This is a genomic window from Bacillus sp. GMa5/1 (assembly GCF_050172015.1).
GTDB lineage: Bacteria > Bacillota > Bacilli > Bacillales > Bacillaceae_G > Bacillus_A > Bacillus_A cereus.
In genome coordinates this window covers 1-12,624 of record NZ_JBNLYC010000123.1, presented here as the reverse complement: position 1 = coordinate 12,624, position 12,624 = coordinate 1, and the positions used below count along the sequence as shown (strand labels likewise).

Sequence of the window (12,624 nt, the reverse complement as noted above, 5' to 3'; positions counted from 1 at the left end):
TAACTATGAAATGATCAACCTATAAAATAAGTCAACAATAAATATATTTCTTACTCGTTAACAAACGGTTTGAAGGATCAACATAATTAATTATGTAACAACCCTCAACAATAGTTTGAGGGTGCATTTAAATACATGTATTATAACTCATTTTTATAAATAAAAGATTCCGTCTCACCGTTCTTATATACTTTAGTCAATTTAACAACTGACTTGTACGTATTATCGTCATCCTCTATCATTTTTTTCATCTCTTCTATTTCGGCATCACCAGTTCCGCCCTCTATTTTTAAACAGTTCGAAATGGCAAGGTATCCGCTTGATGCCAATATAAAAATAAAAATCGTATCAGGAAAATTAATAAATAATAATCCGTAGTTTAAAGGGTCTCCAGCTGGATGTGATAAAAGTAATCGAAAACCTACCAGTTCAGGTACTTGAACAAAATCTCTAGAAACTCTCGGTTCACAACCCACTTACACTCCATCCCTTCTCTATATAGAATTGCTACTACATACATATAAGAAGAAAATAAGAAAAGCTTGGACAATATAACTTTAACGTAACATTATCGTTACCTACTCGTACATTTATATGGAAATTACACCAATTTTGAGTAAGGACACATAATTTTTACTATAAATACATATAACAATTTCATCTTTCATAAAAAAAACGTTATAATGAGGTGTAGCCTCTACGATTACGTTATAAAGGAGATTAAAATTATGGCTAAAATTAAAGTGTACCAAGCAAAAGAAGAAAATATGGATGCAGTAAAAAATATCATTGATGTTGAGGAACAAAACCCAACTGCTGAAAATTTACAAAATCTATATGCGTGTGTATTAGATACTGAAGATATGGCATTGCCTGAATCATATATTGAAGAAGATATCTTAATTGATTCTATTGAAGTTATGGTTAACGCTTCTCAAAGCAAAGTAAGAGACTTAGGCGCATACGATGTAATCGAAGTTCAAAACAAAGGCAAGAAAACGCAAATTTTATTACTTGCAGACGAAGAATACGAAATTATCGAAGGCTAATCTAACACCGTACATACGAAAAAGCTCCTTTCCAATTGGAAAGGAGCTTTTTCATTACGCTTTTGATGTTTCACTCTTTTTATTCATTTGTTCTTTCTTAATTACCATACGCTCATTTCCCATAAAGAAAATGAACATGAATGCTAATCCAGCTGGTACCAATGCCCACATGAATGTTTGAACAATTGAACTAGAAAGAGCGTCAATAATCTTATCTAATATTTGCGGAGGGATTTGAGATCTTGCCGATTCTGATAAAATGGCTCTTGAATCCCCTAATTTTGTATTCATTCCCCCGCTCATCCCTTTAAATGCTTCTTCTAATTGATCTTGGAAACCTGTTCTTTGGATCATTCCGAAGATTGTAATACCTAGTGTCATTCCTAATGAACGAATGAAATTACTCGTTGAAGTCGCAGATCCACGCTGTTCCATACCGAAGTTATGAATTGAAGCCATACTTAGTACAGAGAATGAGAAACCTACTCCAAATCCGATAATAATCATATAAACCGTTAATAATGCACGACTTGTTTCTGGCGTTAATGTACTTAATAAGAATAATCCGATTAACATAATAACAGCAGAAATAATCATAATGTTTCGGTAGCTCAGCTTAGTCGTTAAAAATCCACCTAACTGCGCTGTTACGACTGATCCTAGCATCATAGGTAAAAGTAATAATCCTGAGTTTGTTGCAGTCCCGCCGTATACACCTTGAATGAATAACGGAATGTAAACAGTTGCTGACATAAATGCAGCACCGTAACATAATGCAATAATTGTACTCATTCCGAATAAGCGCTGCTTAAACATCTCAAATGAAATAATTGGTTCTTCTACTTTTCGTTCAATAAAAATGAATGCGATGATTAAAATAGCGAATCCACCAAATAAACTTAAAATAAAGCTAGAATCCCAATCATATTTTTGTCCGCCTAGTTCAAGCGCAAACATTAAAGAAACTACTGCACCAACTAAAGTAATTGCGCCAAACCAATCAATCTTTTGCTTTCTATGAACGCGTGATTCTTTATAAAAGAATGTAATAAAAATAAGTGCTAAAATGCCAAGTGGTAAGTTAATATAAAATACCCAGTGCCAGCTAATGTAATCGGTAATATATGCGCCAAGTAATGGCCCGAAAATACTAGATAATCCAAATACAGCTCCGAATAAACCACCCATTTTCCCGCGTTTTTCAGGTGGAAAAATATCAAAAACGATAGTAAACGCGATCGGCACTAATGCCCCGCCGCCAATACCTTGAATGGCACGATAAATACCTAACTGTGTAATATTTTCAGCAGTACCACAAAGTGCCGAACCAATCATAAAGACAATTAAACCGAAAATAAAGAATCTCTTTCTACCATACATATCTGATAGCTTACCGAAAATAGGCATGCCTGCCATTTCTGCGACCATATAGGCAGAAACGACCCATACAAAGTTTTCGAGGCCTCCTAAGTCACCAACGATTGTTCCCATCGCCGTTACGACAATGGTATTATCCATCGATGCCATTAAAATACCTAGCAATAAGCCCGCCACAACAAAGCCGAGCTTATTATTCTTCTCAACCATATCTCTTGCTCTCCCTCATACTACTTATATTTGTTTATGTTCTTTTACGACTGCATTACCTTTTTGATTAAAACTAGTATGATATTCTACAACACTAATTTCACATCCAGGACCAATTGTGACGTTGTTGCCTCTTACAACTTCAGCAATCGTATGTTCTAAATAGATATCATCTCCTTCAACAATCGAAGTTTGGAGGTTTCCAGCATGACTAGTAAAAGGAATAAATCTCGCTTTTTTACGAACGGTAATTTTTTTACCACCAATTTCTCTTACCTTACTGCCTTCATAACGAAGTGAGATTTGAATATTTTCAGCATTAAGTAATCCATCACTTTCAAGACCACCAGTTAATGATAAATCTTCTACTTCAATATCTCCCTTTACATTTAAAGCACCTTTTACATCTACGAAATCACCTGAAAACTTTCCTTCAATATCTATCATACCTCTAACTTTTGTTTTTTCAATATGAGCATCACCATGAATTTGTGTATTACCATATACTTTTACATATTCCGCATCTACATTTCCTTGTACTTCGTTATCTCCATACACGACATAGTTTTTCACTTTCACATTACCGTGTACATCACTCGTTCCGTACGTTTTAAACTCATTGCAACTCATATCATTCGTAATTGTTCCTTCACCGCGAATCTTCACTTTATTATAATCTCCGCCTGCTGAATTACCAGAACCATTTACTGTGAGACTATGTGGATGTTCCATACTGATTTCTCCCTTCCGTTAAACCTGCTTAATTTCTTTTACATTTGCATTTTTATCAACAGTAAGAACACCGGTATATTCAATCAGTTCAATCTCACAGTTTGCTCCTACTGTAACATTGTTTCCTCTTACCGTTCTTATGTGAGCATAATCAATATCGATATTGTCACCTTCTAATAGTTCAGCTTCTAACTGCAAGCCAAACACTGTTTTAAATAGTCTACTAAATGTACCTGATCTATGTCTTACTTTAATCGTTTGACCACCAATTTCTTTCGCTCGACATGTACCGTGAATATTTATATTAATTTCATCTGCGCTTAATAAACCACCGATTGTAAATTGTCCTTCTGAAGAAAAAGTATCCACTTCACAATTACCGTCAATTGTAGCTTGACCATTGACTTTAAATTCTTCACCAGTGACATTTCCACCTATCGTACCTTTTCCTGCAATTTTCAAACTGTTTGCTTTTACATTTTGCGTAATTGTTGCTTTTCCATCAATTCGCATCGTTTCAGCTTGAACTGTGCCATCAACTTTACCAGATCCGCTAATTCGTGCACTGCTACTTTTCAAATCGCCAGTAACTGCACCGTAACCGTTACATTCAAATTGCTCACATTCAACATTTCCATTCACAGTTCCTTTTCCGTTTAATTGCACTTTATGAAACTCGCCACCATTCGATGAACCGTAACCATTTATAATCAAATTATCTGTACGCATACTTTCTCCTCCACTACAACAATTTAGTTTTTAATGCTTCGGTATATTTCATAATCGCTTCGCGTAAAACGATTTTGGTGCCTTTTTCAAAAATTAAATCGTCCACGTTTGAAACTAATAAACATGTAGAAATCCCTAACTTTCGGACAATAATTAAGTCACAAGTTTTATGTTTAATTGCTTCATAATTTTCACGTAAAACTTGCAAGACCATTTTTCCTTCTTCTAAACTAATCTCTCCTGATTGCAGTAATTCTTCTAACATGTACACATAAAGAATATCTACAAATTGAAACTCTGCTCTTTTATTCGTTTGTTCTATGAAAAATTGTAAAACTGGTTCTGATGCAATCCCCTTGCATAAAATGTCTTCCTTTGTTAAAAGAATGTCTCTCACACTCGGCGAAAACATGTTCGCTAGTTCATCAAGTGATAAATCCTCTTTCATCGTTTGGATTTTATCGATACGCTCTAATATCTTTTCTTTCGGAAAAAATGTCTCTTGACCTGTAAACGTTGATTTTCGTACAAACCAATCTTCCGGAATTAAATTTTTTCTTTTCCACCTATATAACTGTCCGTATGAAATACCAGTTAGTTCTAATAAATCTTTTTTTGAAATTAAATCTGTACTCAACTGTATAACACTCCTTCCTGATAACAATGTAACATAACACTGTTACGCTGTAAATGGACTTTTATCACAAGTAGCGTAACAATGTGTAAAACAAACCTATTCCTACATACAGAAAAGGCTCTTACACACCTTATGAAAATGTGCAAAAGCCCTTATATATCAAGACTTAAACCAAATATTATAAAAATCAATCCAACCTTGTGAATTAATCATTATATTTTGAACTTTTTCATGTGTACTTACCTCTTGTTTATTACGATATAAAGGAATAATATGAATTTGACGTAACAAAGTATCCTCGATATCGCGTAACAGTGCAACTCTTTTCTCTAATACTTCTTGTCTAAAATAAGGAGACAACTTTTCATGAAAGTCCATGCTGCTTTGTCCATGAATAAAACTATTTTTTGTAAGAAACATATATAATAGACTATCTTCTATTCGTTCACTGATTGTGGCACTATCATGCATCATATCGGCCTTTTGTATCGTACTTACTTCCAATAGCTCTTCTATATCAAGAAAATTATTTTCTACACGAATCCCATATTTCGCACACTCTTTTTGTATCCACTGTGCATCTTCAACATGATCTCGTCCTGTAAATGTGTAGAGTTGTAGTACTTCATTATGATAAGTACTCCTTTTAATTAAACTTTCTACATCTTCCTCAATCTCTACAATGCTTTCACCTGCTAATATTAGTTTTTTTGCCACTTCTCCACGTTCTCCGCCGAGTTCTTGAACGATTGTATAACCATGAATGATGTTATATAACGCTTTCCGAAATAACTCATCTTGCATTGGTCCTTCTTTCGTAAGATTACATGTTATATATGTCACGTTCGACTCAAGCCGAGACAATTCTTTATTATGTTTTTCTTTATCTTTATACTGCGCCTTTACTAAAACATCGTATGTACCTACACCTTGTTCTACATTCCACAACTCAACACGATCTAAAAAAGGTCTTTCACGAAAATATAAAGGATGTCCTTCTAAAATGAACAGATTTTCATTACTTTTATATAATTGAAAAGGCCCGGTTCCAATTAGCCCTCCTGCTTCATCTTCATTCACGATAGAACACTGTTCTGCACTTAGCATATGTAAAAACATTCGATTTTCTGTATGTAATTGAATTTCGAAAACGTAGTCATCCACTGAACGGATACTTTCAACGTGTTGTAACATCCATGTGTGTGCATTATTTTCCAGCTTTATAAATCGATTCAACGAGTATATAACATCATGTGCAGTAAGTTGTTTTCCATTATGAAAGTGAACTCCTTTTCGTAAGTAAAACGTCCATATTTTTTCAGCGTCATTATATTCCCAGTGAAATGCAAGTCTTGGCTCTATAATGTTTGTATTACCGTCTACATACACGAGTGTGTCGAATATATGTTTTACCATATGGCATTCTGAGCGCATTGTAGCGTATACAGGATCTAATGTGATATCTAAATTCATTTGTACTTGCAACCGGAGTATATCTCTTCTCCCTTCAGATGTCATTTCAACCTTATGACCAAATATTGAATCCACCCAGGAATGATATTCTCCCTTTACTGATGGAAAATGTGAGCTATAGCGTTCCACAAATATACTTCCGCTTTTCACATCCCCTTTTTTCGTTATTTCTTTTCCTCTATCTAAAATTAAAGACATCGGGTGCTTTTGAAATATTAACTTAGACCGATTTCCTCTGCCGCGACCTGGAAACCACTTGATCCAATTTAACTCATCTAATTTTTTTATAATTAATTTACTATTGCGCTCTGTACAAAATAATGTACCAGATATATTTTGCACTGTTACTTCCAATCGTTCTCCCTCTTTTTTTCCTTTTCCATAAGCAATCCATAGTTCAATGTATTGATCTAAAATAAACATCATACTCCCCCTAAAAGGTGAAAAATCCTCCCTATAGTCTCTACCCTTTTTCCAACTCTCCTTTCATCTTATCATTTCAATATAGAAAGGAGGAATTAATATTGAATTATCTCTTACTTCGTTACAATAAACCTATTTTTATTAGATTGTGTGGTGAATTATTAACCCGAACGACTGAATCTATGTTAGCTCTCATTATGATTATTTACGTCAATAAAATGTTAAACGGCAATGTAATAATAACTATGCTAATTTTCGGATTACAGCCACTTTCAGACATTTTATTTACACTTATTGCTGGAGGAATTACTGATAAATATGGCCGAAAAAAGATTATGTTACTCGGATTATTACTACAAGGTGTTGCAATCGGCAGTTTCGTTTTCGCTCAATCTGTTTTTATATTTGCACTGTTATATGTCATTAATGGTATTGGCCGTTCCTTATACATTCCAGCTCAGCGTGCACAAATTGCTGATTTAACAAAACAAGAGCAGCAAGCAGCAATTTTTGCTCTCCTACAAACGATGGGAGCAATTGGATCCGTAGTCGGCCCTTTAATCGGTGCATGTTTTTATAATACTCACCCAGAATATTTATTTATCGTGCAAAGTGTAACCCTTACGATATATGCCGTTGTTGTTTGGACCCAGCTCCCAGAAACCGTTCCACCTATGAGTAAGTCGAAACAAACAGTTGAGGCAAGTTCACCAAAGCAATTTATTTTTAAACATTATGCCATATTCGGTCTTATGGTTTCTACACTTCCTATTAGCTTTTTTTATGCACAAACTGAGACGAATTATCGTATTTTTGCAGAACATGTATTTCCTAATCTCGTATTCATACTCGCATTTATTTCAACATGCAAAGCCATTTTGGAAATCATACTACAAATCTTCCTCGTAAAATGGTCTGAACGATTTTCTATGGCGAAAATCATCCTTATTTCTTACGCCTGCTATACAATAGCTGCAGTTGGCTTTAGTTATTCAACGACGATATTGTCGTTATTCTTCACCTTACTCTTTTTAGTCATTGGAGAAAGTATTGCTCTAAACCACTTGTTACGATTCGTTTCAGAAATTGCACCTCACAATAAACGTGGTTTATATTTTTCAATTTACGGTATACACTGGGATATATCTCGAACGTGCGGACCAGTTATTGGTGCAGTTTTATTAAGTAAGTTAAATGGAAGTATGCTGTTTTATATTTGTGCTAGTTTCTTATTAATTGGAGGTATTGTTCAAGCACTGTTTGTTCAAAATTTAGAACGTAAAAAAATCATGAACCAGCCTACACATAATTTATAGGTTACTACTTTTTCAGTAGATCAATATTTCTTGTTGGATGAATATTAAAAAACAAAAGTGAAGTATTTCGCGTATGAAAGTATGTTTTATATGGCAGGAGACGTTCCTTATTTACAACTAAAAACACCTCACTTAAGGAAAGTGAGGTGTTTTTGAAATCACTTAATTTCTTATCCTGCCATTTTATTAATACTATCCTCTGGTGAAAATACAGAAATATGATCTACCTTACCAGTCGATTTTGGAATGACAAATTTCAGCTCATACTGGTTATTTACTTTGTATACATATATTTTATCTTCCCCATTCTCTTTAACTGAAGATGGTTTTCCTAATGCTTTTTCAATTTCTTGTAATGTAATCAATTTTAGTTCTGCATGATATGAGCGTACATCAAAAACTTGTGACCCTTTATTAAATCCGAAAACAATATTTTTATTTGTAAAAGTTGCGTACATTCCGTTCCCTGCATATTCGGTTTTATTTGCTTTCCCCCACGCTTTTTCAATTTCTTCAATATCCCCTGTATGCGCTCCAAATGGTACATTAGGTACTTTTCCTTCTTTTGCGAGTTCAAACAAATCTTTAACGTGGTTAATTGATTTTTGATTAAGTGTTCTATTTTTCGAATCTGGGTCAGGCGATGGTTTTGTTGTTTTTTCATTGCTTGGTTTTGCTTCAGGATTTTTCTGTTCTTCTGAAAAATTACTTTGTTCATTTTTATTATTTTCCGAGGTTGGATTTGTTTCCTTTTTTTCGTCTGTCCCTTTACATGCGACTAGCGCAAACATACATGTAAACACCAAAAATAACATAACTATTTTTAAATATATTTTCATCATTTTTACCCCCTATTGCATCTTATTCATTTCGTTAACCAACCCATTACATTACTTTTCAAATTATGTTTGTTCCAAAAAGTCAGTGCTTCACTCTCTCCAAAAGCTTGTACAAAATATATTACAAAAGCTGTTTCTAAAAAGTAACCAAGTCTGTTATATCCGAAGTAACTACCTCTTGATAAACGAAACCATTTTCATCTCCTTATTTAAACCTTCTCTTCTCAATGATAATATCCTCTATCTATAACTTAAAACATGCTCTCACAACAGCTCCTTGAAACAGAAAAAAACCAGTAGGAAGTGATTACTCTTTTCCTACTGATTGAAATAAAATTATACGGTAAATCTTAGCTTCTTAAAAAATGTAGCGATAGTATTTTTTACAGTTTCAAAATTATAAGCAAACGTGTTATCTCCACTTAATGATGAAATACATGTTAAACCTGCAGCTTTAATAAAAGCTTTTACATCTACAAGCATAGAATTAGCCTCCATGAATTTAATTACAATCATTATAACAGGTGTTTTACGATGCTAACATGAAAGTAATAAATAAATTTCTATTATTAATTTATCCCGCTATTTGCCGGGCAGTAAGATCCCCACCTCAAAATTCAGCGGAAACAAAGAAGTTAGGTGGGGGCCCTGCTGTCCGTAAAAGCCCGATTGGTGAGGGCTGATAATCAGTGGGGATGAACACCCCCCACTGATTAAAGTTTCACTTTATTTAGCTCACAGTACACCATTCCAATGTCATATAAAAAAGCTGCCCAAAAAGGGCAGCTTCAAATATGTATATTACACTTCGATTGATTTACCATCTTCAACAATATGATAAAGTAAATGCGCTAAATGATGAATTGGACCGTATTCTTCCTCTTCCTCATCTGTTTCACCTTGGAACTCAAGATCGTTTAAGTACAGTGCTAAAAATTGATAGTATAGTTTTAAATCAAATCCGTAGCACGCAGTTGGCTCTTCATGATCACCTTCGTATTGTAACATTAAGTATTGATCGTTTCCTTCTGCATCTTCTGCGTCAAAGAATACGAAGAATCCAACGTTTGTATCTAAATCAAATAGATGACGAGTGCCTTTTTCTGTTGCTTTGTTAAAGTCCTCTTCACTTAATTTATGTACTGTTGTCGCTTTAGCATTATCTTCTTGATGGAAATTTACTGTGAATGTTTTCAATGCTGACACCTCCTGATTGTATAATACTAGCATAACATATAAAAAGGACTGCTTACAAATGTAAACAGTCCTTACATTCATTTTCGCATTGCTCGTAATAAGAAGCTTACGATGAAAATTAAAATGATCGCACCGATTAAAGCTGGAATAATTGCATATCCGCCAATGACTGGACCAAAACTACCAAGTAATTTCGAACCAACCCAAGAACCGATAATACCAGCAATAATATTACCTATTACACCACCAGGTACGTCCTTTCCAGTAATTAAGCTCGCAAGCCACCCTAATATACCACCGACGATTAAAGACCAAATCATATAATAACCTCCTTTACATTTCACCAATCAAAATATAATTAGAAACAATTGCTTACCATTAGTTATGTGACATTTTTCATAAGTTATTCATGTTGTTCAACTTTAAGATTTTTGAGAATAATACACACAGATTAAACCTTTTTTTGAACTAACGATTTATCCGACTTGTTATTACACACATTAAGGACAATCTGGCTTCAATATTGTTCGCATAAACTCTTCTTTAAAAGCTGCATAGTTAAAACCAACAGCAATTCTTTGAATCGGCCGATTATCAAACCTTGTTGGCTCAGCTATTTTTCTAAAGTCTGCTACACTTTGGCCCCTAGTCACATCATTTGTCGTACTAATCCACACTGCCGATTTTTTATATTCGAAAATACTGTCATCTATAAACGAGATAAACGGTAGTAAATCGTGTATAGGACTTCCACCAATACCCGGATATTCTTTTTTATAGAAGTTCTCATAATAAAAATCAATCATTGGTTTAATGAGTTTCGCCTGTCCAGTTCCTTGTTTATCTATTATATTGGCCATTTCAGGCGTAATAAGCGCGCCCTGTGTTACATTTAACGGGTATATGCTAGCGTTTTTCGCATATTTCATAACAATATTTGCTGCAATTGGATCACCATAAAAATTCGCTTCAGATACTGGTGTAACATTACCTGGAAATAGGAAAGCGCCGCCCATTATATAATACGAACAAATACGATCCATTATATTTGGATACAATAAAAATAACGTAGCAAGCGTCGTTAGTCTCCCTGTCGCCACAATTATAATATCTTCTGGACAAGGTTCGATTAATTTGATTAATTCACAAAAATTTTCTCGTTTACAAATTCTCATCTCAGGTGGAATAATAGGGCCTAAACCGTGATCCCCGTGGATTTCAGGGAAAAACAAAGGCTCTTCAGCTGTCATCGGTCTACTCGCACCTTCAATAATTTTCACTTGTGTAGCATAGTACCTTTCTAAAAAATAAACATTTTCCGTAACGATATCTCGTGATACATTCCCGTACTCAGCAACAATACCTAGAATATCTAATTTACATGTTTTATTTGCATAAATTAACGCTACGGCGTCATCAATACCAAAGTCTCCAAAAAAGATAATTTTCTTATTAACTATTCTCACCCCTCTTCAGCATAATCTACTATTATTATTATGTGAAAAAGACAAGGCGGTGAAACAGCGCAAACTAAAAAAGCCGCCTATTTATTGGCGACTTCAATCTTTTTATAAGACAAATATGCAAGTACATTTTTACTTGAATCGTATTTCGGGTTATTTCCTTTTCTCGGCTCTCTCATATGTGTCTTTTCAAATCCAGGAATGTCTGGCATTTTCCCCATAAATTCAAGCATTTCTTCCTCAGTACCTTCAATGCGTACACGAATCATTATAACTATTCCTCAATTCTCAGTTTCTCTGTACTAAGTATATCGTACTTCAGAAAGACTGCAACACATTTATCTTTTTAACGTTATACTTTTTTTACATATAAACATAGCCATTTCAGTATAGAACGATTCTACTTTATTATTTTTAAATTGAATATTAAAATATTCCTTCATTTCGTTTGGTGCTTTCATCATACATTCTGTTAATTTTTCACGCTTTTGTAAAGGGACATCCATCATATTACACCACCAGTCAAAATCAAACTTCTTATCAAAAGTAAGACATGACTGCATTTGCAAACCATTTTTTTCTAATAAAGTAAGCCATTCTGTCTTTTTTAGAGCTCGTTCATGACTTGGGTCACGCTTTTTTTCTATAAAATTATAAAATGTATCATATTCATTATTTTCTGGCGAAACATTATCTATTAAGATGAATAATCCATTATCCTCCAACGTACGATTTACTTCATAAATAAATTGAGCCGGACTCGTAAAATGATGGGCTGCAATCCGGCATGTAATTGTATCAAAAAAATGGTCTGCAAATGGTAAATTCTCTGCATTTCCTGCTACAAAAGATACATTTTCATGACCATTCTGCTTTATAAAAACTTTTGCTTTTTCTAACATCTGTTCTGTTAAATCAAGTGCAACTACTTCTTCAAACATAGGTGCTAACATATTTGCCACATGCCCGCCACCAGTAGCAACATCAAGAAGACGATTATTATGACGAGACTCAACTTGTTGAACTACATATTGTAAATCCAGTCCTTTAGCATGTATTTTACTATTTACATATTTATCTGCATTGCTGCCAAACTGTTTTTTCACAAGCTCTTCTTTACTCATATTATCATCTTCTTTCTATTGTTATTTACATATACGACTCATATAATTATTACAA

Annotated in this window: 14 protein-coding genes and 2 pseudogenes; 2 read left to right on the top strand and 14 right to left on the bottom strand. The window is 34.1% G+C overall.

The window, feature by feature from the left end; genetic code table 11:
* Positions 1-140: 140 nt before the first annotated feature.
* Positions 141-467, bottom strand: a pseudogene (locus tag ACQGSG_RS21640) (BC_2878 family exosporium-associated protein); the annotation flags it as partial.
* 261 nt (positions 468-728) lie between these two features.
* On the opposite strand from ACQGSG_RS21640, the gene ACQGSG_RS21635 reads away from it, so the two are divergent.
* A complete protein-coding gene (locus ACQGSG_RS21635) occupies positions 729-1,049 on the top strand; it encodes a hypothetical protein (protein WP_001062727.1) in 321 nt (106 codons plus the stop codon).
* Between the two features lie 54 nt (positions 1,050-1,103).
* Here ACQGSG_RS21635 and ACQGSG_RS21630 read toward each other — a convergent pair whose 3' ends face one another.
* The 5 genes from ACQGSG_RS21630 to ACQGSG_RS21610 form a co-directional block, all read right to left on the bottom strand.
* Positions 1,104-2,636 carry an MDR family MFS transporter gene (locus tag ACQGSG_RS21630; RefSeq protein ID WP_000229619.1) on the bottom strand — a complete coding sequence of 511 codons (1,533 nt, stop codon included), beginning with the start codon at positions 2,634-2,636 and terminating at the stop codon, positions 1,104-1,106.
* A 24-nt stretch (positions 2,637-2,660) separates the two neighbouring features.
* Positions 2,661-3,368 (bottom strand): polymer-forming cytoskeletal protein, encoded by a 708-nt coding sequence (locus ACQGSG_RS21625; RefSeq protein ID WP_000400903.1) that lies wholly within the window; start codon positions 3,366-3,368, stop codon positions 2,661-2,663.
* Positions 3,369-3,386: 18 nt separating this feature from the next.
* Complete coding sequence (locus ACQGSG_RS21620) at positions 3,387-4,097, bottom strand: bactofilin family protein (RefSeq protein WP_001258385.1); 711 nt, start codon at positions 4,095-4,097, stop codon at positions 3,387-3,389.
* A gap of 13 nt (positions 4,098-4,110) precedes the next feature.
* Positions 4,111-4,734 (bottom strand): YhbD family protein, encoded by a 624-nt coding sequence (locus ACQGSG_RS21615; protein WP_061655656.1) that lies wholly within the window; start codon positions 4,732-4,734, stop codon positions 4,111-4,113.
* A 159-nt stretch (positions 4,735-4,893) separates the two neighbouring features.
* On the bottom strand, positions 4,894-6,630 hold the full coding sequence (locus ACQGSG_RS21610) for an ABC transporter substrate-binding protein (protein ID WP_325842874.1): 1,737 nt from the start codon (positions 6,628-6,630) through the stop codon (positions 4,894-4,896).
* A 101-nt stretch (positions 6,631-6,731) separates the two neighbouring features.
* Between ACQGSG_RS21610 and ACQGSG_RS21605 the strand changes: the two genes are divergently transcribed.
* Positions 6,732-7,946, top strand: a complete 1,215-nt coding sequence (locus ACQGSG_RS21605; RefSeq protein ID WP_048567581.1) for an MDR family MFS transporter — start codon at positions 6,732-6,734, stop codon at positions 7,944-7,946.
* A 170-nt stretch (positions 7,947-8,116) separates the two neighbouring features.
* Here the strand turns inward: ACQGSG_RS21605 and ACQGSG_RS21600 are convergent, their stop codons facing one another.
* From ACQGSG_RS21600 to ACQGSG_RS21565, 8 genes and pseudogenes are all read right to left on the bottom strand, one after another.
* Complete coding sequence (locus ACQGSG_RS21600; RefSeq protein ID WP_002098287.1) at positions 8,117-8,788, bottom strand: YjgB family protein; 672 nt, start codon at positions 8,786-8,788, stop codon at positions 8,117-8,119.
* Between the two features lie 23 nt (positions 8,789-8,811).
* Positions 8,812-8,982 (bottom strand): annotated as a pseudogene (locus tag ACQGSG_RS21595) (aminopeptidase); the annotation flags it as partial.
* Between the two features lie 139 nt (positions 8,983-9,121).
* A complete protein-coding gene (locus tag ACQGSG_RS21590) occupies positions 9,122-9,268 on the bottom strand; it encodes a hypothetical protein (protein ID WP_000959548.1) in 147 nt (48 codons plus the stop codon).
* A gap of 318 nt (positions 9,269-9,586) precedes the next feature.
* Entirely contained in the window at positions 9,587-9,982 is a 396-nt protein-coding gene (locus ACQGSG_RS21585) for a hypothetical protein (protein ID WP_000847587.1), read from the bottom strand.
* A 77-nt stretch (positions 9,983-10,059) separates the two neighbouring features.
* Positions 10,060-10,302, bottom strand: coding sequence for a GlsB/YeaQ/YmgE family stress response membrane protein (locus tag ACQGSG_RS21580; protein ID WP_000638306.1), 243 nt, complete (start codon positions 10,300-10,302; stop codon positions 10,060-10,062).
* Positions 10,303-10,482: 180 nt separating this feature from the next.
* The gene (locus ACQGSG_RS21575; protein ID WP_001223680.1) at positions 10,483-11,448 is read right to left on the bottom strand and encodes a nucleoside hydrolase; all 966 of its coding nucleotides are present in this window, start codon (positions 11,446-11,448) and stop codon (positions 10,483-10,485) included.
* 77 nt (positions 11,449-11,525) lie between these two features.
* Positions 11,526-11,714, bottom strand: coding sequence for a DUF3970 family protein (locus ACQGSG_RS21570; RefSeq protein ID WP_000621885.1), 189 nt, complete (start codon positions 11,712-11,714; stop codon positions 11,526-11,528).
* A 69-nt stretch (positions 11,715-11,783) separates the two neighbouring features.
* Positions 11,784-12,569: a class I SAM-dependent methyltransferase gene (locus ACQGSG_RS21565; RefSeq protein WP_000031303.1), complete on the bottom strand. Its 786-nt coding sequence runs from the start codon at positions 12,567-12,569 to the stop codon at positions 11,784-11,786.
* Between the last annotated feature and the right edge of the window lie 55 nt (positions 12,570-12,624).

Coding starts and splice junctions, on each gene's coding strand:
- ACQGSG_RS21610 (WP_325842874.1), bottom strand. CDS start 6,630: ATGTTTATTTTAGATCAATACATTGAACTATGGATTGCTTATGGAAAA.
- ACQGSG_RS21620 (WP_001258385.1), bottom strand. CDS start 4,097: ATGCGTACAGATAATTTGATTATAAATGGTTACGGTTCATCGAATGGT.
- ACQGSG_RS21570 (WP_000621885.1), bottom strand. CDS start 11,714: ATGATTCGTGTACGCATTGAAGGTACTGAGGAAGAAATGCTTGAATTT.
- ACQGSG_RS21565 (WP_000031303.1), bottom strand. CDS start 12,569: ATGAGTAAAGAAGAGCTTGTGAAAAAACAGTTTGGCAGCAATGCAGAT.
- ACQGSG_RS21625 (WP_000400903.1), bottom strand. CDS start 3,368: ATGGAACATCCACATAGTCTCACAGTAAATGGTTCTGGTAATTCAGCA.
- ACQGSG_RS21635 (WP_001062727.1), top strand. CDS start 729: ATGGCTAAAATTAAAGTGTACCAAGCAAAAGAAGAAAATATGGATGCA.
- ACQGSG_RS21600 (WP_002098287.1), bottom strand. CDS start 8,788: ATGATGAAAATATATTTAAAAATAGTTATGTTATTTTTGGTGTTTACA.
- ACQGSG_RS21590 (WP_000959548.1), bottom strand. CDS start 9,268: ATGCTTGTAGATGTAAAAGCTTTTATTAAAGCTGCAGGTTTAACATGT.
- ACQGSG_RS21630 (WP_000229619.1), bottom strand. CDS start 2,636: ATGGTTGAGAAGAATAATAAGCTCGGCTTTGTTGTGGCGGGCTTATTG.
- ACQGSG_RS21580 (WP_000638306.1), bottom strand. CDS start 10,302: ATGATTTGGTCTTTAATCGTCGGTGGTATATTAGGGTGGCTTGCGAGC.